This window comes from Primorskyibacter flagellatus (genome assembly GCF_048268605.1).
GTDB lineage: Bacteria > Pseudomonadota > Alphaproteobacteria > Rhodobacterales > Rhodobacteraceae > Primorskyibacter > Primorskyibacter flagellatus.
Map to the genome: position 1 here is coordinate 11,707 of NZ_JBLWVF010000020.1, position 23,632 is coordinate 35,338.

At 60.0% G+C, this 23,632-nt stretch carries 22 protein-coding genes and 1 pseudogene; 2 read left to right on the plus strand and 21 right to left on the minus strand.

Features of this window, described 5'->3' with window-relative positions; genetic code table 11:
• Positions 1-10: 10 nt before the first annotated feature.
• The 16 genes from ACN0WV_RS16445 to ACN0WV_RS16520 all read right to left on the minus strand — a co-directional run bounded on the left by ACN0WV_RS16445 (position 11) and on the right by ACN0WV_RS16520 (position 18,251).
• Positions 11-1,483 (minus strand): class I SAM-dependent DNA methyltransferase, encoded by a 1,473-nt coding sequence (locus ACN0WV_RS16445; protein ID WP_417607181.1) that lies wholly within the window; start codon positions 1,481-1,483, stop codon positions 11-13.
• A 6-nt stretch (positions 1,484-1,489) separates the two neighbouring features.
• On the minus strand, positions 1,490-3,382 hold the full coding sequence (locus ACN0WV_RS16450; protein WP_417607183.1) for a DUF262 domain-containing protein: 1,893 nt from the start codon (positions 3,380-3,382) through the stop codon (positions 1,490-1,492).
• Between the two features lie 62 nt (positions 3,383-3,444).
• Positions 3,445-4,230: an HNH endonuclease family protein gene (locus ACN0WV_RS16455; protein WP_076980880.1), complete on the minus strand. Its 786-nt coding sequence runs from the start codon at positions 4,228-4,230 to the stop codon at positions 3,445-3,447.
• A complete protein-coding gene (locus ACN0WV_RS16460; protein ID WP_417607185.1) occupies positions 4,217-5,845 on the minus strand; it encodes an AAA family ATPase in 1,629 nt (542 codons plus the stop codon). Before ACN0WV_RS16460 ends, ACN0WV_RS16455 begins: the two co-directional genes overlap by 14 nt.
• Positions 5,845-7,629 carry a restriction endonuclease subunit S gene (locus tag ACN0WV_RS16465; protein ID WP_417607187.1) on the minus strand — a complete coding sequence of 595 codons (1,785 nt, stop codon included), beginning with the start codon at positions 7,627-7,629 and terminating at the stop codon, positions 5,845-5,847. Before ACN0WV_RS16465 ends, ACN0WV_RS16460 begins: the two co-directional genes overlap by 1 nt.
• Positions 7,626-10,376 carry a type I restriction endonuclease subunit R gene (locus tag ACN0WV_RS16470; protein WP_417607189.1) on the minus strand — a complete coding sequence of 917 codons (2,751 nt, stop codon included), beginning with the start codon at positions 10,374-10,376 and terminating at the stop codon, positions 7,626-7,628. Before ACN0WV_RS16470 ends, ACN0WV_RS16465 begins: the two co-directional genes overlap by 4 nt.
• Positions 10,377-10,502: 126 nt before the next feature.
• Positions 10,503-10,940, minus strand: coding sequence for a ribbon-helix-helix domain-containing protein (locus tag ACN0WV_RS16475; RefSeq protein ID WP_417607191.1), 438 nt, complete (start codon positions 10,938-10,940; stop codon positions 10,503-10,505).
• 9 nt (positions 10,941-10,949) lie between these two features.
• Positions 10,950-12,944: a conjugal transfer protein TraG gene (locus tag ACN0WV_RS16480; RefSeq protein ID WP_417607193.1), complete on the minus strand. Its 1,995-nt coding sequence runs from the start codon at positions 12,942-12,944 to the stop codon at positions 10,950-10,952.
• A 17-nt stretch (positions 12,945-12,961) separates the two neighbouring features.
• A complete protein-coding gene (locus tag ACN0WV_RS16485; protein ID WP_417607194.1) occupies positions 12,962-14,434 on the minus strand; it encodes a relaxase/mobilization nuclease domain-containing protein in 1,473 nt (490 codons plus the stop codon).
• Positions 14,435-14,966: 532 nt separating this feature from the next.
• Positions 14,967-15,671: a lytic transglycosylase domain-containing protein gene (locus ACN0WV_RS16490; RefSeq protein WP_417607195.1), complete on the minus strand. Its 705-nt coding sequence runs from the start codon at positions 15,669-15,671 to the stop codon at positions 14,967-14,969.
• Positions 15,658-16,185 carry a S26 family signal peptidase gene (locus tag ACN0WV_RS16495; RefSeq protein ID WP_417607197.1) on the minus strand — a complete coding sequence of 176 codons (528 nt, stop codon included), beginning with the start codon at positions 16,183-16,185 and terminating at the stop codon, positions 15,658-15,660. Before ACN0WV_RS16495 ends, ACN0WV_RS16490 begins: the two co-directional genes overlap by 14 nt.
• Complete coding sequence (locus ACN0WV_RS16500) at positions 16,182-16,640, minus strand: DUF2840 domain-containing protein (protein ID WP_471869402.1); 459 nt, start codon at positions 16,638-16,640, stop codon at positions 16,182-16,184. The genes ACN0WV_RS16495 and ACN0WV_RS16500 overlap by 4 nt, the downstream gene beginning before the upstream one ends.
• 4 nt (positions 16,641-16,644) lie before the next feature.
• Positions 16,645-16,926, minus strand: coding sequence for a helix-turn-helix transcriptional regulator (locus ACN0WV_RS16505; protein ID WP_417607201.1), 282 nt, complete (start codon positions 16,924-16,926; stop codon positions 16,645-16,647).
• A gap of 176 nt (positions 16,927-17,102) precedes the next feature.
• Positions 17,103-17,648 carry a DUF2285 domain-containing protein gene (locus ACN0WV_RS16510; RefSeq protein WP_417607203.1) on the minus strand — a complete coding sequence of 182 codons (546 nt, stop codon included), beginning with the start codon at positions 17,646-17,648 and terminating at the stop codon, positions 17,103-17,105.
• A 28-nt stretch (positions 17,649-17,676) separates the two neighbouring features.
• Positions 17,677-17,847 (minus strand): transcriptional regulator domain-containing protein, encoded by a 171-nt coding sequence (locus ACN0WV_RS16515; protein WP_193142252.1) that lies wholly within the window; start codon positions 17,845-17,847, stop codon positions 17,677-17,679.
• Positions 17,848-17,978: 131 nt separating this feature from the next.
• Positions 17,979-18,251: a DNA -binding domain-containing protein gene (locus ACN0WV_RS16520; protein ID WP_417607205.1), complete on the minus strand. Its 273-nt coding sequence runs from the start codon at positions 18,249-18,251 to the stop codon at positions 17,979-17,981.
• 100 nt (positions 18,252-18,351) lie between these two features.
• Here ACN0WV_RS16520 and ACN0WV_RS16525 point away from each other — a divergent pair.
• Positions 18,352-18,966, plus strand: a pseudogene (locus ACN0WV_RS16525) (IS3 family transposase); the annotation flags it as partial.
• A gap of 144 nt (positions 18,967-19,110) precedes the next feature.
• Here the strand turns inward: ACN0WV_RS16525 and ACN0WV_RS16530 are convergent.
• Complete coding sequence (locus tag ACN0WV_RS16530; RefSeq protein ID WP_417607207.1) at positions 19,111-19,458, minus strand: Rap1a/Tai family immunity protein; 348 nt, start codon at positions 19,456-19,458, stop codon at positions 19,111-19,113.
• Positions 19,459-19,841: 383 nt separating this feature from the next.
• Complete coding sequence (locus ACN0WV_RS16535; protein ID WP_171380759.1) at positions 19,842-21,197, minus strand: IS1380-like element ISPme1 family transposase; 1,356 nt, start codon at positions 21,195-21,197, stop codon at positions 19,842-19,844.
• A 138-nt stretch (positions 21,198-21,335) separates the two neighbouring features.
• On the opposite strand from ACN0WV_RS16535, the gene ACN0WV_RS16540 reads away from it, so the two are divergent.
• A complete protein-coding gene (locus ACN0WV_RS16540) occupies positions 21,336-21,566 on the plus strand; it encodes a helix-turn-helix domain-containing protein (RefSeq protein WP_209056325.1) in 231 nt (76 codons plus the stop codon).
• A gap of 117 nt (positions 21,567-21,683) precedes the next feature.
• Here the strand turns inward: ACN0WV_RS16540 and ACN0WV_RS16545 are convergent, their stop codons facing one another.
• The 3 genes from ACN0WV_RS16545 to ACN0WV_RS16555 are packed head-to-tail and all read right to left on the minus strand — an operon-like array spanning position 21,684 to position 23,507.
• Positions 21,684-22,919, minus strand: coding sequence for a hypothetical protein (locus tag ACN0WV_RS16545; RefSeq protein WP_417607209.1), 1,236 nt, complete (start codon positions 22,917-22,919; stop codon positions 21,684-21,686).
• Positions 22,920-22,923: 4 nt separating this feature from the next.
• The gene (locus ACN0WV_RS16550; RefSeq protein WP_417607211.1) at positions 22,924-23,241 is read right to left on the minus strand and encodes a type II toxin-antitoxin system RelE/ParE family toxin; all 318 of its coding nucleotides are present in this window, start codon (positions 23,239-23,241) and stop codon (positions 22,924-22,926) included.
• Positions 23,238-23,507, minus strand: a complete 270-nt coding sequence (locus tag ACN0WV_RS16555; protein ID WP_417607213.1) for a hypothetical protein — start codon at positions 23,505-23,507, stop codon at positions 23,238-23,240. Before ACN0WV_RS16555 ends, ACN0WV_RS16550 begins: the two co-directional genes overlap by 4 nt.
• Between the last annotated feature and the right edge of the window lie 125 nt (positions 23,508-23,632).

A 23,632-nucleotide genomic window follows, 5' to 3' on the forward strand; every position in this document is an offset into this window, starting at 1 on the left:
AATACGAATCCTATTCTACGCTCACGGCTTCGAAGCTCGCGAGGGCTGCTCGAAGGTTTTCCATGATCTCTTCTGCCAAAACGTCAGGCTCTGGGAGGTTCTCGAGATCGGTCATTGACGCATCACGAAGCCAGAAAAGGTCGAGGCTTGCCTTGTCACGTGCCAGTAGTTCTTCCCGGCCAAAGGCGCGCCAGCGCCCATCGGGGCTTTCTTCGCTCCAGGTTGGGCTGCGCCCATGTCGGTTGCCTGGTGCGTAGCAGGACACGAAGTCCTCGAGGTGCGCATACGTCAATGGCTTCTGTTTTAGCGTGTGATGCACGTTCGTCCGATAATCGTAGTACCAGACCTTAGACGTCTGCGGATCGGGGCTGGCGGTGCGGTTGTCGAAGAAGATGACGTTTGCCTTCACGCCTTGCGCATAAAAGATGCCCGTTGGCAGGCGGAGTATGGTGTGCAGGTCGGTCGTCTGGAGCAACTTGCGCCGGATGGTTTCTCCCGCACCGCCCTCAAATAGGACATTGTCCGGCACGACAACAGCGGCACGGCCCGTTGTCTTCAGCATGGTCCGGATATGCTGGACGAAGTTAAGCTGCTTATTCGAGGTGGTAGCCCAGAAATCTTGTCGATTATACGTCAGGTCGTCCGTTTCCTGCTCACCTTCGGCATTGGTAAAGCTCATTGAGCTCTTCTTGCCGAAAGGCGGGTTTGCCAGAACATAGTCGAAGGTTTCTGATGGCGGCGATATCAGTGCATCGGCGGGTGAAACCAACGTGTCGCCAGTCATTTCGCCAATGCCGTGGAGGAACATGTTCATCAGGCAGAGGCGCCGTGTTCCGGCGACGATCTCATTGCCGAAGAAGGTCGAGTGCTTCAGGAAAGCCTTTTGGTCCTTGTCGAGCGCATGGTTGTCCGGGTCCGTCAGGAAATCATGCGCGGCGAGGAAGAATCCGCCGGTCCCGCAGGCCGGGTCAGCGATGGTCTTGCGAGGCTCGGGGCGGACGCATTCGACCATTGCGCGGATCAGGGCACGCGGCGTGAAATACTGACCGGCGCCTGATTTCGTATCCTCGGCGTTGCGCTCCAGCAGCCCTTCGTAGATGTCGCCTTTGACATCGGCCCCAAGCGTCACCCACTTCGTGCCGTCCACCATGTCGATCAAACGGAACAGCTTCGCCGGATCGGTGATCTTGTTCTGTGCCTTGGTGAAGATCTGGCCGAGCATGCCTTTCTGCTCGCCCAACTTCCGCAGCAGCATGACGTAGTGCGCTTCCAGCTTCGCCCCGCGGCGTGAGGTCAGGCTGGTCCAGTCGTACCCCTCCGGGATTCCCACATCCCGGTTATAGGGGGGCTTGGCGTATTCGTCCGCCATTTTGAGGAAGATCAGGTAGGTCAGCTGCTCCAGGTAGTCGCCATAACCCACGCCGTCGTCACGCAGCGTCGTGCAGAAACTCCAGACCTTGGAGACAATTGGGGCCGTGTTCATGAGTGATTACTCCAGGTCGATCCAGATTTGATCTGCCATAGCAGCAAGATGTTCTCCACGCTCCCGGATTTCCGCCTCCGTCCAGTGGCCCTTTTTAGTAAACCACTTGTTCAGAAACAGCCCGGTGTGTTCTTCGAACTTTTCCTTCTTCAGTGCAAAGCCAGAGTTTCCAGAAGAGATGTTCAGACCGCCAGTAAGCAAGGTCAGGTTTCCGAGGGAATGAACGAGGGTACGGCGCGCCAAGGCATCTGGTTCATCAGAATAGACTTCATGGGTCTGCCCATCCGGGAAAGGCCATTCATCGGTCCAGGTCTGTGGCAGAACGTGCTCGACCCAAAGGCCGTTGGGCTTAGTGGCGCTCTCTGCCATATGCGACCTACTCGCCATTTCCAGTTCCCACAGTATGTCAACCAAGCGAGTTCGAGGGGCGATGCTGTAGGCGTTTCCATCCAGGATACCGCGCCGGAATTCGTCATTGCGCGGGAATCGGGTGCTGTCGCCAGACCTCTGATTAAAGTATCCTCGAAACGCTTCCACCGAGGGTCCTTGGCGCAGGAATACCTCTGCAATGGACTGGAAAACCTTGTTCAAGTTCTTCGTTGTCAGCCCGCACATGGCACGCCGCGCCAAGAAAGAATAGATCAGTTGGGCAAGGTGCATCTTCACTTCCGCAGGCAAATCCGATCCACCTATCTGCAAGGCAGCGGGGAAAACCGTTGTCACCTGCCAATCCGCCAGCTTTCGCCCAAGCCAGTAGAGCGCCGGGTCTTCCTCGGCCCTGCCTTCTAACGTTTCATACAGGGGCGCATACCGCTCCAGCAGTTTCAGTTCATGCTCAACATCGTCAAATCGAGGTTTGCCCTTCGGAACCGCGAAGGCCCGGTACTCGGCATAGAGTTCGCGCACTGAGATTTTTTTGCCCGTTTCGGCAGTCAACACATGCGCTAGGAAGTGGTCCAGACGCGGACGACGTGGGCGTGCATTGGGCGCAGGCTCACGCCACCACATGTCGTCTAGAGGATCCCACAGCTTGGCATACAAGTCCTCTACAGGCGCGTCCTGTTTCTCCGCTCGGTGAAAGATGTTGTTCCGCACAAGGTCCATCGCAAGCAACGGCTCGCCCTTTGAGTTCAGCGTCTCAAAGATCACCTGCGCATCGTCGTTTTCACCAAGCGTGATAACCACTAGTTTCAGCCGATCCAGAACAGCGCTGAGTAGGGCTTCAAGGCGTTCTTCCAACACCTCAAGCTCGACTTCGTCCTCTCCGCCGGTCTTGCTCTCGCCTTCCAGATCAAGTTCGCTGTCTTCCTCCGGGCCGTGAAAAGCAAATTCCTCAATCCAGGTGCAGAAAAGATGGTAAGCACGGAAAGCCGGAAAACTGGTGTTCTTGGGCACACGCTGGCCGTAAAACAGGTTGCGGTGCTTATGCGTTACATCCTCGTAGGGCATCTCGATTATGTCGTGAAAGATGTCCCGGTCCGACGGTGTCGGTGTCAGCTTGAACCGTGTCAGAGGGTCCTTGTCTTTGTTCTTCGGCTCATTGAACAGATAGCCGTTGATGTGCCCCATTAGGTCTTCAAGATCATGGTCCCGCGCCACTTCGCGCAGGGCGGCCAGGAAGATCTGAAAGGTGGTCAGGCGCTGCTGGCCATCAACCACCTGCACTCGGGGCGTACGGGCGATCTGAGAGCCTTCCTCGACCGGAGACAGGATTAGCGCGCCCATGTAATGCTCGAACTTGCTCTCACCGTCTAACACCTCGGCGGCTTTGGCTGAGACATCATCCCAGAACGGCTCCAGCCGCTTGTCGCCCCACTGATACTTGCGCTGATACAAAGGCACCATGAAGCGGCGGGCTTCTTTCAAAACAACTTCTACGGGGTGATCGTCTGCGTCCATGAAATGGCCCTCTTTTTGTGAGGCTGATGCCGGTCGCCTCACCCTTTCAAACTACTTTTTTCTTAGCTTAACGTCCTCAGAATTCCAGGAACCCAGACATAGTGGCGATATCCATCGAGCATTCGGCGTGCAAATGACGACAGCTCAGCGTTTGGAAGCATCATTTTTCCTAGCAATCGGACATTTTCTTTGAAGGCACTGTCAACATCAGGGTCGCCAGCCTCAGTTTTTGGGAACAAGCGGTTTGTGGTTTCAACAATACTAGTTATCTCCGCTGCCAAAGTTAAACGCTTATCGACAAGGTCTTGATGGTCCAGGTGATATAGTCTTATTGACTCAACCGCTCTGCGGTGGCGGTTAGCATGCTGGTCGCTTGTAAACGTCGGTATTGGCCTGCCATCGTCGGTAAAATCAATTAGGCTGGGCTCGTCAGATTTATACGGATCAAGAAGAACGGGCGCTTCATTGCATTCCTCTTCGCAGCAAGTTGCGCGGTTTTCTTCAATAAGTAAGGGGAAATAATCCCCTTTACCTCCGGTTCGCCCATTTTCGATGTCTTTGCGCCTGCTGTTGCAATAGGTGCATGCAAAGCGGAAATTAAGTGGATCGAATGCAGACCAGGGATAGTGTTTTTTTGGTCTAAAGTGATCGACAGCATTGTCGGATCTGATCTGCTTTACCTCGCAGTAGAAGCACTTGTCATATGAGATCTTTTTCAGGCAAGGTTTGCATTCTTGCCAGAGGCTTGCATTGTTGTTCACTTCGGACGGCCCGGCATCGCGAGCGGCTTGAGCCCGTTCCTCCCAGCCCTCAGGTAGTTCCAGCAAATCCTTATTAAGAACTCTCACTATCGCCTCCGTCATTGTTGGGCGACAGCGCCTCCTTTACTAGGCGTTCAGCTTTCGCCGCATCATCCGGAGAGCCGGGCGTCTCTAGGTCGGATCCATCATCAGAACTCAACATTTGGTGAAGTCTCTTGGCTTCTTCCGGGTCGCGGACTTGATATCGGAACCCGTAGCCGTCAAGCTCATGCGTAAGTTCTCTGAGCCGTTGCAAGTCTTCTGAACTCAAGTCCTCTTGCGAGCTTAGTTTGCGTTTCTCCTCAAGAAGGTCCTGCGTATATGTGTCCAAAGCGGCATTGAGGTCGAACAATTCACTTGTGACGACACCAGCATAACCCATGCCCCGAGGGTGCGTGTCCGGTTCAAAAGCGATAATCGCATGTGTTTCAGGATCACGTTTGAGGATTTGGACCTGTTCTTTGACAAGCTCGGCTACGGCAATTGGATTGTGCGTCGCCAAAAGCACATGGCTATTTGGCTGCGCTCCACTGTCATCTGTTAAAAAGTCGCGGATATGTTGAATATATTCAACGCTCCAGCGGGGATTAAGGTGTGTGTCCGGCTCATCCAGAAGGAACAAGCTTTCTTCTGCAGAGGTGAACTGCAACAAGCCAAGCACCGTCAACAATTGTTGTTCACCTTCGCTCAGCTCGCGAAAGGTCACAGATCCATCATTCTTCTTCAGCTTGACCCGAATGCGGACCTCGTCGATCAGATCGGAAACATGTGTGCTCTCGAGATCGCGGAAAAATTCTGCTGGTGTCTTGCCTTCCGCCAACTCGCGCAACGCATCTATGTCTTTCGCAAAGAGGTAGAGGTATTCTTTGGTTCGCGTCCTGCGCACATCGTAAAATTCACGACGCTTGATCCGAATGGGTGCAAGGGAGATGTCGTAGAGTTTGGCAAGAAAGTCACGGACGATACCGCGAGAGTTCCAGAATCGGGCGTCACCCTCTTTCGACTTCCAGTAGGGCTGCTTGAGCACGAAAAGGACGGACTCAATGCCACCGTCTTCCAACCCCAACTGCTTTTCAAGGAAAGCGTTAGTCTGCTCTTTGTTGTTCACAATGAAGGAAAGGAGCACAAAGTTACTGTGGACGGGTTCCGCGAAGAACATGCGTTTAGCGCCGGGGTCTTCGCCGGAGACCAACTTGCGATCATAGCTTTCCAGGTAAGCTCGGAAGAGTTCGCTCATCCGGCGGCTTTCGCCTGAATAATATCCAAACAGAAATCTTGGTAGATATGGTGAATTTTCTCCGACCAGCTTTGTGCGGCTGATAGTCGTCCCGCTGATTTTCTCGAAACTGGCACCTACTTCAAACGGATCCGGTTGGTCATTAATGGTGATTACCTTGGCTCGGTAGGGATCTGCGGCCCGTTCCGGATCGGCATCAATGAAAACCCAATGATCGCCGATCTGATATGCAATGCGATACTTCATCGAGGGGAGGCGCTCGCCCATGATCAGATCGCGGAAGATAACCGTGAGCGCCTCGAGAACGTTGGATTTACCCGTACCATTGCGCCCGATAACGACTGTGATCAGGTGGTCCTGCGCGAAATCGATCGTCAGATCCCGCAGGTTCTTGTAGTTGTCGATCCACAGCCAATCGATGCGCATTAGTTCGCCTCGACTTCGGCCAAACGCAGCCAGTCTTCATCGCCGCGCCGCTCAATTTCTATCGCGGAACTTTCGACGTACTGTTTGAGCTGGTGGTAAAAGGCCTCGATGTCATCGGAAGATGCTCCGTCGCCAAGGCCAAGCCCTTCTGCCGCTTTCGATGCTGGTATCCAGGATTTCTGCTGCTTCAATACGTCCAGAAGGTCGGTCAATTTGGGTCTCCTTGGTTCAGCCACTCGCACGGGCCTGGACGTGCGCGCTTCCTTTGCGGAGTTCTCGCGCTCTTTCTTCTCCGCCTTGATCCGCTCAAGCAGGGCCGAGGCCGGTTCATCGTCGGGGTCCTGGGGGACGAGCTGGCCGGAGAAGGCTTTTTTCAGGATGGATTGGCGCAGGGCGTCGGCGCAGGTGAGGGCGGCGTCAATCTCGGCCTCGAGTGCGTCGGCGGCTTCGAGCCGTGCGTCGAGGATGCGGACGATTTCAGATTGCTCGGCAGCGGAGCAGATTGGGACTTGTAGTTCCTGCAGCTCCTTCGCGTTGATGTTGTTGACGCCGCTCGTGGACTTCGCCTTGTTCTCGATTTGGCCGCGAACGGTCGGCTCCATCATCAGATAGACGAGGTTCTTGGGAACCAACGAGCTGGGTATGGGGCGAAGGCGTATCAGATAGCCTGCATAGACGAATTGCGTGTCAACTGGTCGAACCAATGCTGGCTTGCCGACCAATGAAAGGCTTCCGTTCGACCGAATGGTCAGCACGTCGCCTTCGATCAATTGGTATTGCTCAAGCTCCGCCTCGTCGAAGTTCGAAGACTTGAGGTCGGTCGCGTCAATCACCCCAGCCGCGATGTTAGGGATGCGCAGAACGCCTTTATTACCACCATCGTAGTCGCTCTTCTTCGACGTCCCGTATGCCGGTTCGTCGATAAGCAGGCCGAGCGGCATCATGGTCCATCCGAGTATACCGATGTCAGTTGCTTTGGCTGGAATGTCCCGCGGCCGCTTCGGCTTTCCGGGTTTCTTGCCCTTCTCGCCATCGGCGCGCCACTGGGCGAGGGCGTCTTGCCAGTCGTCGAGGGCGGCTTTGTAGCGGGCGTCGCGTTCGGATTGGATGCGGGCGAGGAGGGTTTCGGGGGTTTCCAACTTGTCCGCGTTCTGTACGCGCCAGTCGGCGGTGAGGCGGCCCTCGAAGGCGGATTTCAGCAGGGACTGGCGGTAGAGGCCGAGGGTGGTGCGCGCCGTGTGCAGGCTCTGGATCCCGGCGTCGATCTCGTCGAACATCGCCTCGATCTTCTCCACGATGCGGCGTTGTTCGTTGGTGGGGGCGATCGGCAACTCGAATGATGCAAGGCGCGGCATCTCGATGCTGTGAACCGTTGTTCCGCCCTTTCGACACTTGTCGAGGATGCGTTGCTCGAAAGCTCGCATGCCCCATGCGATATATTCAGAACCAATGCCATCCGGAAGAGCGAGCGCCTTGAGGTCTTGGTTGAGCGTGCTCTCAACAGCGGTGACCGCAATGGGGAGAGTGTGCGCAAGGATTCCCGAGCGGGTCACGATCAGGACCGAACCCGCAGGCACCAGCTTCGCCGCAGAGTTTTCGACCGCTTCCTCTGTGATGCCGTCAATGGCCTTGCGAATGACCTTCGTTTTCATGTCCTTTGGGGAAACCCATGGAATGGGACCATTCCAGAAACGGGGGTTGGCTTTGGAGGGTGTGCCACCCCCGATCCATGTTCCGAAATCTGAGAACTTCGCGTTAGCCCACGTGGCAGGCAATTCCGTCATGCCGAAAGCGCCTCATTCATCTCGGTCATGACCTCGTCCATGCCGTCGCCGAACAGCGCGTACATCTGCCCCATCCCGCCCCTGCCGTCGAAGGGGGCCATTTCCAGATCGTCGCGCTCGATGGTGAAGGAGGTGGCGAGGTGGTCGCGGATCATTCGCAGCCAGTCCATCTGCTCCTCGGTGAACTTCTCGCCCGCGCCGGAATGGCGGTTCAGCACCCAGTTCTGGAAGTTGCGCCGCACCCGTTCGGAATGGCGGGTGAGCGTGGCATCCAGCCCCGTGACCCGGCGGATCAACGCCACGAGGGCAGTCAGGTCGCTGGCCGGATTGCTGCCCTTGTAGTCGTCGAAATGCGCATAGGCGCGCCAGACGGTCAGTGGGGCGAGGCGCGGGCGATCCTCGGTCAGTTTCTTCAGCACGTCCTTGATCATGGCGAAGGTCACCTCGGACCGCCGGGCGGGGGTGTTGAAGTAGATCGACAGCGCCTCGATCTCGTCGCGGTTCTCGGTCAGGTACGCCTCGAACTCTTGTGCGATCTGCTTGGCGTTCTCGGCCACGTCGCCCGCCCATTCGGCGCGCAAAAGCGTGTCGAGGTTGTCATGGTCGATGGTCTGTTCGTTGTCGCGGCGGATCGTGTCCATCAGGTTGATGAGCGGCCCGGTGAAGACGTTGGCGGCGTGTTTGATCCGTTCCTCGCGCGCGGCCTGCATCGCGGTATCGTCGGGCTCTGGGTGGCCGGCGGCCTTGGCGTCGGCCTCGACCTTGTCGGGGTCGATCGCGTCGAAGAGGTCACGCACGATGGCGGTGAGGGATGTGCCGGCCTCGGTCGTGATCTTCTCCTGATCCTCGGCGCCGAGCTTGTTGTCGAGCCGCGACAGCCGGGCGGCGAGCGAACTGACGGTTTCCTCGGACCGATCGCCCATCATCAGCCCCATGGCGAGGTCCTTGAAGGGGATCGAGGTTTTGGTGTCGAGCGGCTGGCTGGCGGTCTTGAGCGACTTGGTCACGCCGACGGCATCGACGATGACGTAATGGGTCTTGGCCTGGGCGGAGGGGGAGACCTTTTTCAGGTCGTCGGGTTTCATGACGCGGGTGCCGCGGCCCTTCATCTGTTCGAAGTAGTTCTTCGACTTCACGTCGCGCATGAAGATCAGGCATTCGAGCGGTTTGACGTCGGTGCCGGTGGCGATCATGTCCACGGTGACGGCGATGCGCGGGTAATAGTCGTTGCGGAAGGCCGAGAGCGAGGATTTTGGGTTCTTCGCGCCATTGGTGATCTTGCGGCAGAAATCGTTGCCCTCGCCGAATTCCTGCCGGACCGTCTGGATGATGTCGTCAGCATGGCTGTCCGTTTTGGCGAAGATCAGTGTTTTGGGCAGTTCCTTGCGGCCGGGGAATACCTCCGGCCACTTTTCGTGGAATGTGCGGATCACGGTTCGGATCTGGTCGGGGTTCACGACGGAGCGGTCAAGCTGGGTCGCGGCGTAGGCCTGTTCGTCGTCCTGCGTTTCCCATCGGCGCGCGCGGGTTTCGCGTTCGCGTTTCTCGACCAGCTGCTCGGCCTTGAGCGTTTCGCCACCTTGGGTGATCTCGGTCTCGATCAGATAGATTTCGTTGCCCACGTTGACCTTATCGGCGACGGCCTTCTCGTGGGTGTATTCGCTGACCACGTTCTTTTGGAAGAACCCGTAGGTGCGATTGTCGGGTGTGGCGGTCAGGCCGATGAGGTAGGCGTCGAAATACTCGATGACCTGGCGCCAGAGATTGTAGATCGAGCGGTGGCATTCATCGATGACGACCACGTCGAAGTATTCCGGCGGCAGCTTGGCGTTGTAGACGACCGGCAGAGGTTCCTTGCGGCGCCATTTCTGCTCGGCCGGGTTTTCGTCTTCGGCACCCTCGTTCAGCTCCTCGCCCTTGAGCGTGGCGTACATGCGCTGGATCGTGGAGATGACGACCTGGCTGTCGTTCGCGATGGAGGGCGAGGTGAGGCGCTGGACGTTGTAGAGTTCGGTGAACTTGCGGTTGTCGTCGTTGGGTATGAAGGCCATGAATTCCTGTTCGGCCTGTTCACCGAGGTTCTTGGTGTCGACGAGAAACAGGATGCGGCGCGCGCCAGCGTGTTTGAGCAGGCGGTAGACCTGCGTGATCGCCGTGAAGGTCTTGCCCGACCCGGTCGCCATCTGAACGAGTGCGCGCGGCTTGTCCGTCTTTAGTGAGGCCTCGAGGTTCGTGATCGCCTTGATCTGGCAGTCGCGCAAGCCGTCCGGGTTGAGACCCGGCAGGGCTGCGATACCCGCGCGAAGGCTCTTTGGCGCTTGTGCCCAGGACTTTAGGGTTTCGGGGCGGTGAAAGGTGAAGACCTCGCGCGAACGAGGATTAGGATCGCGGGCATTGGTGAAGCGGGTGACCTGGCCTGTACTCTCGTAGAGGAACGGAAGCGGCTCGGCGTTGGTGACCCATTTCAGCTTGGCGTTGGCGTACCCCTCGGATTGCTCCTCGACCGAGGTCAGGCGGACCCCCCATTTGTCGGGTTTAGCCTCGACCACGCCGACCGCGTGCCTGTCGGCAAACAGAACGTAGTCGGCGGGCCCAATATCCGTCTGGTACTCACGCACGGCCACGCCAAGCCCGGCGTTGAAATCGAGCGCGTCCTTGTCCTGGACATGCCAACCGGACGCCCGCAGGCGTTCATCGATCCGGTCCCGGGCGAGCTGCTCGGGGGTTTGGTTGACATCAGGTGACACGCATAACGCCTGAAATTGCTATACTTTTTCAATCATGGCGTTCAAGGAGCGAAAAGGCAATTGGCGAGCGTACGGGTTGGGCGTCTAATTCCAGTTGTTGGATCGATATTCGCTGGAGCAAGGATTTCAGTGGATGCCGTCGGTTGGGTCTGTCTGTCCTGCTGGCAAATCTTGGACGAGTTCTTTGGTGAGAGTTGAACCCTTCGCCAATCGACGCGAGAGCGCTTGAACGAAACCACCATACCGCTCCTTGCCCGTTGCTTTGGCGGCCGCATAGGTGTCATCCGGCAAAGGTGGGGTCGTCGTCAGCCAGAAGCGGACGAATAGCGCCAGCGCCTCAGTCGTGATTTCCTGGTCGCGTTCCAGCCGCTCGAGCGACCTTGTCAGGCGGTCCAGCCTGCGGACGATCGCGGCCTCACTCTGTTCGGCGCTGTCGGGTGAGAGGAACGACGCCAGGGCCGCCTCGATGATCTGGGTTTTGGGGACGCGCCGCCGTGCGGCCAGTTCGTCGATTTCATCGAAGAGGGCTGCGTCGACATAAGCGGTGATCTTGGCTTTCTTCATCGCGTCACCTCACAATTCGATGCCGTCGTCGGGATCGAGGGCCGCTTGACGCGCGACGTTGCGGAAGCGGGTCTGCATAGCGCGGGCGCGTTGGGCCTCGTCGTCAGGTTCGTCTTCGAGGGCGGCGAATTCCTCGCGCGGGAACGGCAGTTCGGGCGCCACATCCTCATGTTCGGGGATCTCAGGTTCTCGTCGGATGCCACCATCCCCGTCGTCAGCGGGCTTTTTCGTGGCAGCTTCTTGGGGTGGTGCGACTGGCTGAAGACTGCTCCAATCATCGGTTTCCACGGGGCTGACGGGTACTGATGCTTCGACGATAGGCGGCTTTTGGATTCTCGCCGTAAGTTGCGCATCGCGGAAGTACCGTACTTTTTGTGCCCTGATCGGGGCTGCGCCCGACACGAGGATGATTTCGTCGTCGGATGGCAGCTGCATGATCTCACCGGGGGTCAGCAAGGCGCGGGCGGTTTCCTGGCGCGAGACCATCAGATGTCCGAGCCAGGGTGACAAGCGATGCCCGGCGTAGTTCTTCATGGCGCGCAGCTCGGTCGTGGTGCCGAGCGCGTCCGACAGGCGCTTGGCCGTGCGCTCGTCATTGGTCGCGAAGGCGACGCGGACATGGCAGTTGTCGAGGATGGCATTGTTCTGCCCATAGGCTTTTTCGATCTGGTTCAGCGACTGGGCGATCAGAAACGCCTTGAGACCGTAGCCCGCCATGAAGGCCAGTTGGCTTTCAAAGAAGTCGAGGCGCCCGAGGGCGGGGAACTCGTCGAGCATCAACAGAAGGCGGTGCTTGCGGTTGATGTTGTGCAATTCTTCCGTCAGGCGGCGGCCGATCTGGTTCAGGATCAGCCGGACCAGCGGTTTCGTGCGGGAAATATCCGACGGCGGCACCACGAGGTAGAGGGTGAGTGGCCGCGCATTCGAGACCAGATCATCGATCCGCCAGTCGCAGCGCCGGGTCACGGCGGCGATCACGGGGTCGCGGTAGAGACTGAGAAAGGACATGGCGGTGGACAGGACGCCGGAGCGTTCGTTCTCGGACTTGTTCAGCAGCTCGCGAGCGGCCTGGGCGACAACAGGATGCGGGCGATCTCCGAGATGGGCAGTCCGCATCATTGCAGTCAGTGTGGCGGCGATGGGACGCCGCGGATCAGACAGGAAGGCGGCGACGCCTGCCAGTGTCTTGTCCTTCTCGGCATAGAGGACATGCAGGATCGCGCCGACCAGAAGGGAATGGCTGGTCTTCTCCCAATGGTTCCGCCGCTCGAGCTGGCCTTCGGGATCGACGAGGATATCCGCGATGTTTTGCACGTCCCGCACCTCGCGCTCGCCGCGGCGGACTTCGAGCAGCGGATTGTAGGCGGCGCTGGCCGCATTGGTTGGATCGAAGAGCAGGACACGCCCGAACCGCGCCCGCCATCCGGACGTCAGTTGCCAGTTTTCGCCCTTGATGTCATGGACGATGGCGGAGCCGGGCCAGGTCAGCAGGCTTGGGATCACCAGGCCGACGCCCTTGCCGGAGCGGGTGGGCGCGAAGCACAACACATGTTCCGGTCCGTCATGCCGGAGGTAGCGCTTGTCGAGGCGGCCGAGCACGACTCCGTCTTCCGCGAATAGTCCGGCGGCGGTGATATCCTTGAGGCCTGCCCATCTGGCCGAGCCATAGGTCGTCACGTCGCTCGCCTCGCGCGCCCGCAGGACCGACAGCAAGATCGCGACGGCAATGGCGGCGATCCCGCCTGCGCCGGCGATCGCTGCTCCTTCCATGAAGACGCGGGGCGCGTAGGCGTCGTACCAGTACCACCAGGTGAAGACCTGCCACGGGCGGTAGATCGGCAGGCCGAACAGGGCGGTGAGAGGCGCGCCAAGCTGGGGTTGGAACCCCAGACGAAACGCGACCCATTGCGTCGCTGCCCAGACGAAGAGCAGCGCCACGATGCTGACGATGCTGATCTGGCCCCAGAGGATCTTGGTGGCCGATGACGTGTCCTGACGGCTCATGGTGATGTCCTTTCTGCTCAGAGGCTCAGCCCGCGCTTGCGCCCGAGGCTCCAATCGATCCCGCCGCCGGGCGTCATCGTGCCCGTGACGGTCTGGCCGAGATGGCGTTCGAGTTGCGGGGTCCAGGGAACAAGCGAAAATCCGAGGCCATCATCGATCATGGCGAAGCGGCCCGAGGCGAGATTGAGGCGTTGGCGAAACGTCCCTGCGATGGGTTCGCCCTCGGTCGGCTTGTAACGGGGGAGGCCGGTTTGTGTGCTGAGGTCTTGAGCGATGGCGTCCAGTTCGCGGTTGCGCAGGGTGGCCAGCAGATCGCGGGCAAAGGTGACCCGCTGACCTTGCCGTCGAGCGAGGCCTTCGGCGACAAGGTGGTCCGAGCGCCGCTCCAATGCCTGGCGAACCTCTGCCCCAAATCCAGCACCGCTCAGCGGTGCTCGGTCCTGGGCTAGATGCAGGCGGTCGAGCCAGGTGGCACCATCCGCCTCGACCTGGGCGGCCAGCGACAGATCGGAACGACCGACAAGAGACAGTTGCGGTGTCGCGTCCGTCTTCCCTGTCCAGAGCCGGGTTTCGACAATGCCACCTTGCGGCGTGTCGCCGGTCGCATCGAGATCCCGGAAGCGCAGGTGATGTACGCGACCGTCAACGCCGTCGATGATCGCGTAGCCGGTCCCGGCGTGGTCGTCATGAAAGCCGCGTTCCATGAGTCGCCCGAGGATCGGCGCGGTGGGCGTTCCTTCGATGGCGAAATCACCCGCCGCGCGGTGGCGTTCGGCACCCTTGGCCCGATGCATCCGTTTGATGATGTCGCCGCGCATCCCGAGCTCGCGCAGAGTGTCTTCGGCATTCGGTTTCAACTCCCAGACGGCAGGGGCTATTTGTTCGGCCAGCCCGAGCCTCTCCAGTGTCTGGGCACGCCCGATCATCAAGCGGCGCAGCTCCGGATCGCGGGGTTCCGGCGTTCCGCGCCGCAGGTCGGCGATACCGGCGTGATCGTCCGCCAGGGATCGCAGGCCGCGGTCGAGATCGGTCCAGCGTTCCGCCGTGACCTGCGTTTCCAGGGCTTGGGAAATCTCCCGCTCGCTGCGGGGTCCCAGTTCCAGTTGTACGAGGTCTTCCGCGCGCGCCCGAAACCCTTGGCTGATGTAATCGCGCGAGATCACAAGGTCCCGCCCATCGTCGGCCTTTCCGCGCACCAGGATGTGGACATGCGGATTGTCGGTGTTCCAGTGGTCGACCGCGACCCAGTCCAATCTGGTCCCGAGATCCCGTTCGGCTCGGGCCATCAGATCCCGGGTGAAGGCGCGCAGATCCTCGAGATCGCCCGCGTCCTCCGGCGAGATGATGAACCGGAAATGATGCCGGTCGTCTTCGCAGCGCGCCGCAAATCCGCCCCGGTCGAGATCATCGCGCTCAGACCCGAACAAGTCTGCGTCGCGTCCGTCCTGACCAATGCCGTCGCGCTGCAGGTAGCCGAGATGCTTGGCCATCGGCGCGGAGCGAAAGCGCTTGCCCTGGTGGCGCACGACGCGGGCATTGACTATGACGCGCCGAGATGTGCGTGACATGTTCAGCGCTGCTCTCTGAAAGCGCCCACGTCCGAAAGATCCGGAAGTCGATTGAGATTGCTTGGCTCCGAAACGATAACCAGTCTGACCGGACTTACGGGCAGCGCGCATTACCTCACTGACAAAGCGTGTCGGTTGCTTCGAGGTCCTGCCGCCGTCGCGGATTCGCCCGGGCCGGATACGGAGGTCATTGTCGCGCCGGGTCATGGCCGCACTCGCTTGCAGGACCAGCTGCCGCTTGAAAAACTTCCATAAATCAACTCTCTAGGTGAAGTCCTGCGGCATGCAGCTTGGATGTGCCGCGCAATTCCTCGCAGAGAAACAACAGCTTGAGGTCCGCTTGCGGCACCTCTTTTATCTTGCGCTCTTTCTGTTGAGACCCTGCGCGTCGACCTTCTCCGGCCCATTCCTGCGACCGGGCGTTCCACACCTCGCCATGGTGCGATTTCGCGGATCATGGCGTTTGCCCCCGGCTGAGAGGCACGAAGATGCCGTTTCGAGACGCGTCAGACGCAATCCGTTGGGCGTCATCGCCTGGGGTCTGACCCTCCTCGGCCATTGCCGCGAACAGCGGGGCGTCGCGCCAGTCCTGCGTCCTCTGCGGGTTTTTCACCGCCCGCGCGACGTCGGTTCCATCGGCGATGAGTGGCGCAAGGATGGCGAGGTAATTGCGGGTTTCAAGGGGCAGGGCGCGTCCGGTATCAAGGTGGTTCTGGTACCGTGCAGGCCCGGCATTGTAGGCCGCGAGAAAGCCGGGGGACCCGAACCGGTCGTACATTTGCCGCAGATAGGCGGTACCGGCCAGGATGTTGTCGCGTGGATCGAAAGGGTCATTGCCAAGCCGGTGGGCTGCGCGCAATTCGGCCCAGGTGTCGGGCATGATCTGCATAAGCCCCATGGCGCCCGCGTGGCTCACCGCGCGCGGATTGCCCGCACTCTCGACCTCCATGACGGCACGAATCCAGGGCTGCGGGATGCCGAACCTGCGCGCGGCTTCTGCGATATGGATGTCGATGGGTTGCTGCTCAGATGCTGGAACACTGCGGTCCTGAGCGATCACGGCGGACGGTACCACGGTGATCGGCATGCAGAGGATCAGTACAAGCGCCGTCGTGACGCCCGTGTGCTGACGGCTGTGCCCGCGTTCAAGACGACGCATCTTCCGCCCCTCCAAATGTCCAAAGAGGGATGGCACGTCCGAGGATCGTGTCCGCTGACAACGGGCCGAAGTATCGTCCATCGAGGCTGTCGGCGACACCAGCAAGGAGCAGGAAGACCTCGTCCGAGGCGAGCGTGACACATCCCGTCCAACGGGGAAGCGGGCGGCCCTGTTGGTCATCCGATGCTGCCTCGGCAACTACTCTGCCGTCGATGGTGATCTCGAGATTGTTCCGACAAACGGTCATGCCCGAGACGGCCGCGACGCGTTTCAACAGCAGGGTATCCGCACCGACATAGCCGCGCTCAACCACCCAGGATGACAGGTCTTCCGGCAGGCGCACGGCAACGAGATCGCCCAGCGATGGCCCGTGTGACGCTCGAACGACGTAGAGGCCGATCGGCACGCTTGCTGAGGCATTCCAGATCAGACGCGGTGCGCGGTCGATCTGTGCGACTGCGAGCAGACCGAGGGACAATCCGGCCGCGAGGAGGGGAGGGGCCGCCGCGCTCATGTCGTCACCATGCGACGCCTGAGCCAGGCCGCATGCCGGGCAGGGGTGTAGGGCCGGGGCTCCAATGCAGCTGTCAGGCGGTTGTGGACGTGCCGCCAATGATCGGGGCAGACATCTTCCGGCGCGATGCCATAGCTTTCCACGATATCGACGGACCGCAGGGCCGCCTCGACCTTGGGCCAACCGGAGAGGCGCAGCAATAGCTCTCCGCCTGGCGTGACACAGGGCACCGTGGAGCAGGGCTCGCCTGCACCAACGGCGCGCAGAATGTCGATCCGGCTTTCAACGGTGCCATAGTCGTTCGACGACCAGCGCAGGAGCGCGAAGATTGCGCCGGGGGTGAAGGCCACGCGTTTTTCCGTGCGCGTCAGTATGATTTCCCCGGCCATCCGACCGAAACGGATCCAGCGCTCGATGCGCCCTTCGATCCAGGTGAGGTGGACAAGTGTCTGCATCGGCTCAGCGCCCCCGTCGCAGATAGGCCGGCGATACGGCGGCATGGCGTTTGGCAGGCAGGACGCGGTCTTCGGTCTCGTCCGAGGTCGAGTTTTTCTCGCCCCGTGTGACCCAGGCCTGCAGATCATCGACCGCGTAGACGACACGCCCGCCGATTTTTGAATACCGCGGGCCGGTCCCGTAGGTCCTGTGTTTTTCCAGCGTACGGCCAGACAGGCCGAGAAATCGGGCGGCTTCCGGTGTTCTGAGGTAGCGGGGCGGTAGTCCTTCATTTGGGTCGGGCATTTGAGCATCTCCGGTGGCTAGGCCTAGCGACGGCGCGTCGCGGGCTGTCGGAGGTCATCAAAACGCAGACGGGCCATGGGAAGGGATGACGAAGATCGCGGCACGAAAACGTCACCCCCAAAGGCCAACAGGAGCAGGGCCAGATGAGGGTTCGATTTTCGGAGATCGCGCGGTGATCACTTGCGCGGCTTGGAGCGCCCCGTTGGTCCGCGACCGAGAAGGAGAAAACGATAGCCTTTGGTGGTCAGATGCGTGCCATGGGCTGTCAGTCGGGTGATCTGGGCTTTCAGGGAGCTGGTCTTCCAATGCTCGCGGGACACAGCCTCTGCGCCGAACAAATGCCCCGCGATTGTCTGATAGCTGGCACGATCCCGGCGCGCGTCGAGCGTGCGCAATGCAAGCTGGATGCGCCGTCGCTGCTGCGACGTCAGGGGCGGAGGGGATCGTTTGTGATGCAGCAATTGCACGCGGAGCGACTCGAGCGAATTGATCCGTGCCGTCCAATGCTCGTCCAGCGGCACCAGGATGCCGAGGGGCCGGCGCAGGTTCTTTGCATCCAGCACGAGCAACGCGCCTGTTGCGAGGCGCACATACATCAAGCCGTCCTGCGTTCCGATGACGGTCAGATCATCTGCATCGATGTGCGGCGCGGCGGTGTCGCCGCCGGGGACCGGCACAACATACCCGACCGCTGCCGGGGCGATTGAAGGCGTCCAGAACACGGGTGCTTTGGGTGCGTCGATGTCCGGATCAACCGGGAAATCGTAACCCCCATGCAGCCGGTGATCTCAATCCATCCCGCATCTGCGGGTAGGTTGCGCGATAGTCTGAATTGCGGCGCAGGCATTCCCAAGCCAGCCCGGACAGGTCGAGGCTGTCGAAATGCCGATACGCCGCTTCGTCTTGCCAATCCCTGGTCATGGCGAAGCTCCGCATCAGAGGTTTCGATGGGGAAAGAGTATAGCCGGGAGGTGCAAGAAAACGACGACGCGAACGGTCAACTTGCGCAACCTGCGCGAGTGTTCGCCGATCTGGGCCGAATTGCGCAAAGTTCAGCCGTTACCGCCCTCAAGCAGCTTGCGATAGCCGTGTTCGGTCATCCAGCGCGCACGGGCGAGGTGGCTGTCATAGATTTTTCGGGCACGCTCCGGCTCCTTGTCCGCATCGAGGCCGAACAGGATCTTGCTAACTTCCTGCAGGCTTGCACCGCTTTCAGCGGCGTCGAACAGGCGGAGGTAAAGCGTCATATGTGCGTGGTCGTAGTCGGTCAGATCATCGCTTTGTGGTGCGAGATCAGAGATCGGCGTGGTGCCGGTGGCAGACATGATTCCCCCTCGCCGTTTGGCGTTATGGTCCATAAAAGCACATCGGATTGCCTGTGCAAGAACGGATCGCGGTCAGTCAGGTTGCAGATGAGCATTATAATTGCGCAACGTCCAGGGTCACGGCTGGAACCACAAGCGGGTCTACCGGATCTACCGCGACCTGGAGCTGAACCTGCGGATCAAGCCGCGCAAGCGCCTGAAGCGGGAGAAGCCCGACGAGCTGGCCGTGCCAGAGGTCCCGAACGAGGTCTGGTCGATGGACTTCATGGCGGATCGGCTCGGCGATGGACGGCAATTCCGCCTGCTGAACGTCCTGGACGATTTCAACCGCGAGGGATTAGGCATCGAGATCGACTTCTCGCTGCCTGCTGAGCGGGTCGACCGGGCGCTGAACCAGATCATCGAATGGCGCGGCGCACCAAGGGCGATCAGAGTCGACAATGGCCCGGAATACGTCAGTGGCACCCTCATGGAATGGGCAGAGAACAGGGGCATCACCCTGTCCTATATCCAACCCGGCAAGCCCCAGCAGAACGCCTATGTCGAGCGCTACAACCGGACGGTCCGGCACGAATGGCTGGACCTGTACATTTTCGAAAGCATCGAGGAGGTCCAGCAGATTGCCACCGAATGGCTCTGGTCCTACAACCATGAGCGCCCAAACATGGGCAACGGCGGGATGACACCTGCACAGAAACTGAAGATGGCCGCGTAAATTCTACGACCAAGTCCCCGCAAAAATGGGGGGATTACCTAGCGAGCGAAGTCGGATGAGCCGGGTGGGGCCGGAAAAAAGCTCTGTCCGGTGAGGGAGAACCCCACACTGTCCGGTTGAAAAGGGAGCCAGTTCATAACTGTTTTAGCACGGTGAAGCTTCTGCAAAGCCAAGAAAGATCAGAAGTGCTGCGGATTGGTCTCTGCTCTCTGGATGTGAATTTACGTAGCGGCACGCAATCTGGGTTACTCTTGCGCCAGTGGTTGGAGCCATGCACGGTAGAGAAACCTGCTTGTTCAAAACAACATTCATTGCATACAGTGTGTCAAATACTCCTACTGTGTATCTGTATGCTGAGGTGAAGTCATTTCTACACATTTCATGAAAGTCATTTCCGGTTATGAAATGCCTGTAATCCAGAGATTGAGCACCAGTTGAAGACGCTACACAAACCGTAACAGCAAAAATTTTATATAAAAACAAAGACTTCATAAAAGGGATAATCCTTAGTTGGCATGGCTCATGCCTGCATGGTGAGGCTATACGATGACCTTTAGAAAATACAGAAGACTTCTTCTTGTCGCGGCCCTCCCTTTATTGTTGATCGGCTCGATATTGGCGCATTTTTACTCGCCATTCTCCAAATATACATACCCGACATTCCCCAAGTGGCCTGCCGCTTGACTTCAAGATCGCCTGATTTTGCTCGCTGGGCAAGCGTTTTTCGCCCCGAGCGGTGTCTGTCGTCGCGCAAACGGCCGAAGTCGGGTGGATCAAGCCTCGAACCCGCAGCATTCTGGCCCGGCAGAGCCGCTTTTCCGCGCGGCAGACGGACCTGTCCTGCCGCTTTCGTTCAGCTTGGGCATGGATCGTGGTCATGCGCATGACGGAGGCGTTCGAAGACGGCGGATGGCGGCAAGGACGGCCCGCACCATCGGGCCGGTGACGGCGACCTCGGCCAACTGGAAGGTAATGGCGCGGGCGTGGCGGACGACGCGGGCGCCGATCTTGATCAGCTTGAGTTGCAGGCTGGTCAACGACCAGTCCGCCATGGCCTCGGGCAGTTCGATGCAGCGCAGGAAGGTTGCCAGGTTGTAGGCCAGCGCGTGCAGTTGCAGCCGCACCTCGTTGTGCCGGAACTTCCGGCATGACAGCCGCGTCCAGCGAAAGGCATATTTGCCTTCCTTGATGTGCTGCTCTGCGGTGCCGCGCTGGTTGTAGAACCTCACCACCCAGTCTGGCTCCATCGGCAGGTTGGTGACGATGAAGCCGACTTTGGGGAACAGCTCGCCCGGATGCCATTCGATCTTGGCGATGACGCGGCGCGGCTTGTCCCAGGACGCCGCCTGATACTCGAAGTCCTCGAAGAACCGTTTGACCTTGGTCAGCGAAGGCCGTCCCACGGGCCGTGTCAGCCGATGCGCGATCTTCTCGCGCAAGACGGCGTTGGCGGGCAGACGGATGGCGTAGAAGAACCTGGCTTCTTCCAGCCGCATATAGATCGCGGGGATCGCGTAGGCAGCGTCGGCCCGGAAGAAGCGTCCACCAAGGTCGCGGCCAGCATATCGGGCAATGACGGGATCAAGGACATCCCGCCAGCCATCGGCGCTGTGGACATTGCCGTTACGCAGGGCGCAGCGCTCCAGCATGCCAAACTGGTTGAACAAGAAGATGGGGTGATAGCAGGTGCAGTCGAAATGCCCGTTCCAGGCAGCACCTTCCTGATCGCCGTGGGTGGGGCTGACCGAGCTGTCCATGTCCAGCACGATGTATTGCAACCCGTTGCGGTCATGAAACCGGTCGATCCATTGGCCGTTCAGATCGGCCAGCGCCGCCCGGTTCGCGGCCAGAGCCAGCGTCTCGGTCTCGAACCGTCCCATCTGCGATGCCGAAGCAGCTTGCGCCTCGACGGCCCTGCCGCCAACGACCTGACGCATCACGGGATCGAGGGCCAAGCGGTCGGCATCGTTCACATCCTCGTATCCGGCCAGTCGTCCGAACACCGATTGCCGGAACAATCCGTCAAGCCGATGGAGCGTGTTCTTCCCGGTGCGGCTGTCTCGCAGCGCCTCCGACGCCAGATTGGACAGGCCGAGCACGTCATCAAGCTCGCGCATCACCAGCAGGCCACCGTCTGAACTGATCTGCGCACCACGGAACTCCAGACGCACACGGCGGTCGAAATCAACCCGATCTCCCCGCGCCAAGCCCGCACCCTCCAGGTGATCCATGAAACGCGCCCCTCGCAGCCGTCAACGCCATGATTTATATGCGAAATATCACGATTACGACAGCGAAATCAGCGACTTACTTGGAGAATGTGGGATAATACGTCGCACCAAAATACGCGATAGGCTTTTTAGCTGCGGATGGACATCCGCGTTGTTTTTGCAAGTAATCTCAAGCACTACCGCCAAGCGCGTGGGCTGACGCAGGCCGCGTTGGCGGCGGCGATGGATGTCGACCGCGCCCATGTCAGTGCAATGGAACGCGGCCAGCAGAACGTCACCTTGCAAACTCTACAGCGGGTCGCGGCGCATCTGGATGTAGCACCAGCACAGCTGATCGAAGAACGCGCCGAAGGCGATGTGCGTTCCTGAAAACCGTGATCGATCGTCTGGGCGGTCAGCTGTTCGGGCGAAACTTGTGAGGTCGGGGCAGGGCATTGGTTGGTTTCATCGCGGCGTGCAGGCTGCTTCTCGATACCGATCAATCCGCTATTCAGCACTGAGTTCGGTCAACTTCTGGCCAAGGCGGCGCTGTATCAGATCATCGCCGGGCGTGATCTCCATCAGTCGCTGAAGCGCCGCGATGGCCCAGCCCCGCCGGTCGATGCGTGTGCTGGCGGTCATCAGGTGATCGACGGCTTCGTCGATATCGAACGGGCTGGGTTCATACCCACGGCCCGCCAGAAGATGCCTGATGGCATGCAGAGCGACATCGGCAGCGAAGGCTGGTTCCTTGATCGCGAAATCGCGGGCGGCCCGGATGAGCGTGGCCGGGGCCGCCTCATGATCGGCCGCGCAGTCGAGCGCGATGTCGAAATACGTCGCGGTCTTGGCTGCGGCAAACCATTTGCCCTTGCTCCCGTGGAGCGCGATCAGGTCTTCCAGCAATGCACGGGCATCCCGGTCAGGGTAGCGTTTGACCAGATCGCGCCACATTGCCAGCCAGGTGTTCCCGCTCGCTGTTGGCAGGCCGAACCGGCGATAAGCCTCGTCTGCCTTGCCTTGGCGCACAAGGATCGCCTCGCAGAACCGGCAGATGTCGTGATGGCCCCATGTCTGGCGGTCCGCCTGTAGCAGCGCCTCGGCATAGGCGAGCGCGTCATCCTCGCGGCCCTGTCTGAGAAGGGCTTCGGCCCCGAACTTGTCATCGAACCACAGCCGTGTCTTCTTGACCGCGAGGAGCGCCAGCAGATCGTCATACCGTCCGGCCTCGAGCAGGCAGGACAGCGTGAGGGTCGCGGTGCCGACATGGGAATACCGCGCCCAATCCGACCAGGCGCGATGGATCAGGGCGAGATCCCTGTCGGCATGCAGGGTCATGAGCGCGGGATATACGGCGATCTCGCCGAACCGCTCCGAAATCGGGGCAAGGTAGTCGACGCCATCGTCCTCGATCGCCGTGCGCAGCTGTTCCAGCCATTTGGCGCGGGTCTTTTCATCGGCAGGGGCGGCGATCAGGATCGGCACAAGGTCGTCGAGTGTGCGGCGCACGGCGGTGCCAAGCGCGCCCGACGAGGTGTCGATATGCTCAAACGCGGGCCAGATCCGCGCGGCCAATGCGACCACGCCGTCCGCCGCCGTGACAGGCTCCGCGCGATTGACGGCCCGGATTTCCGCGCTGGCCGATTTCAACCGCTCGATCGCCTTGGCGGAGCCGCGCCATCCGAAAGCGCTTGCGCGCATGCCGGGTTTGAAGGCCCATTTGTGGACAGGTTTGCGCGCCATCCTGCTACCGCCCTCGCGATTTGCTGCGCATGATCCAGTCGGCCCCGGCATAGGTCACGGCGTGGATATGAACCTCGCGCGCATCATCGTCGACGGTGAAGGCGATCACGGCCTTGCGGCCTGCAGGGATGGCGCGCAACCCGGGGGCGATCTCGTCCCGGCGGCTGCCCTTGTGCGGCAGGTCTGACAGGCTGGCGATGGTGGCCTCAATTTCGTCCAGTCGGCGCGCGGCGGATTGCGGGCCGGCATAGTCGATCAGCCAACGCGTGATGGCGTCGAGATCATCCGTGACCGCCGGATGGAACCGGATGCGATAGGTCACGCCTCGCGCGCAGCCTGCAGCCGGGCCCGCGCGGCGGCAAATGCGTCTTCGGCCGAGACATAGTCGGCGCGCGGCGTGTCGAGCCGCGCCCGGATTTCTTCGGCCATCGCTCCAAGGGCCAACTCGCGTTCCTCTTCATCGCGCATCATCTGCTCCAGGGCCGCCGCCACAGCCGCGCTCTGCGAGGCAAAGACGCCTTGGCCCACCTTGTCGGTCAGGAACCGATGGTGGCGGTCGGTAAAGCTGAGGGTTGTCTTGACGGTCATGATTGCCTCTGGGGTATGACTTAGTCATATACGTTAAGGTTTGAAGATTCGCAATCTCTTCAGGGAGTGCGGAGAGTGGTCGTTCACTGCCCTTCGAAATATGACACTTCAATTGGCCGAGAGTT

Excerpts from the sequence above, each read along its gene's own strand:
- ACN0WV_RS16480 (WP_417607193.1), bottom strand. The coding sequence starts at position 12,944 with ATGAGCCGTCAGGACACGTCATCGGCCACCAAGATCCTCTGGGGCCAG.
- ACN0WV_RS16465 (WP_417607187.1), bottom strand. The coding sequence starts at position 7,629 with ATGACGGAATTGCCTGCCACGTGGGCTAACGCGAAGTTCTCAGATTTC.
- ACN0WV_RS16450 (WP_417607183.1), bottom strand. The coding sequence starts at position 3,382 with ATGGACGCAGACGATCACCCCGTAGAAGTTGTTTTGAAAGAAGCCCGC.
- ACN0WV_RS16515 (WP_193142252.1), bottom strand. The coding sequence starts at position 17,847 with ATGACCAGGGATTGGCAAGACGAAGCGGCGTATCGGCATTTCGACAGC.
- ACN0WV_RS16460 (WP_417607185.1), bottom strand. The coding sequence starts at position 5,845 with ATGCGCATCGATTGGCTGTGGATCGACAACTACAAGAACCTGCGGGAT.
- ACN0WV_RS16505 (WP_417607201.1), bottom strand. The coding sequence starts at position 16,926 with ATGCCCGACCCAAATGAAGGACTACCGCCCCGCTACCTCAGAACACCG.
- ACN0WV_RS16475 (WP_417607191.1), bottom strand. The coding sequence starts at position 10,940 with ATGAAGAAAGCCAAGATCACCGCTTATGTCGACGCAGCCCTCTTCGAT.
- ACN0WV_RS16495 (WP_417607197.1), bottom strand. The coding sequence starts at position 16,185 with ATGAGCGCGGCGGCCCCTCCCCTCCTCGCGGCCGGATTGTCCCTCGGT.
- ACN0WV_RS16555 (WP_417607213.1), bottom strand. The coding sequence starts at position 23,507 with ATGACCGTCAAGACAACCCTCAGCTTTACCGACCGCCACCATCGGTTC.
- ACN0WV_RS16520 (WP_417607205.1), bottom strand. The coding sequence starts at position 18,251 with ATGTCTGCCACCGGCACCACGCCGATCTCTGATCTCGCACCACAAAGC.
- ACN0WV_RS16540 (WP_209056325.1), top strand. The coding sequence starts at position 21,336 with ATGGACATCCGCGTTGTTTTTGCAAGTAATCTCAAGCACTACCGCCAA.
- ACN0WV_RS16500 (WP_471869402.1), bottom strand. The coding sequence starts at position 16,640 with ATGCAGACACTTGTCCACCTCACCTGGATCGAAGGGCGCATCGAGCGC.
- ACN0WV_RS16530 (WP_417607207.1), bottom strand. The coding sequence starts at position 19,458 with ATGAAGTCTTTGTTTTTATATAAAATTTTTGCTGTTACGGTTTGTGTA.
- ACN0WV_RS16490 (WP_417607195.1), bottom strand. The coding sequence starts at position 15,671 with ATGCGTCGTCTTGAACGCGGGCACAGCCGTCAGCACACGGGCGTCACG.
- ACN0WV_RS16535 (WP_171380759.1), bottom strand. The coding sequence starts at position 21,197 with ATGGATCACCTGGAGGGTGCGGGCTTGGCGCGGGGAGATCGGGTTGAT.
- ACN0WV_RS16445 (WP_417607181.1), bottom strand. The coding sequence starts at position 1,483 with ATGAACACGGCCCCAATTGTCTCCAAGGTCTGGAGTTTCTGCACGACG.
- ACN0WV_RS16545 (WP_417607209.1), bottom strand. The coding sequence starts at position 22,919 with ATGGCGCGCAAACCTGTCCACAAATGGGCCTTCAAACCCGGCATGCGC.
- ACN0WV_RS16485 (WP_417607194.1), bottom strand. The coding sequence starts at position 14,434 with ATGGCCAAGCATCTCGGCTACCTGCAGCGCGACGGCATTGGTCAGGAC.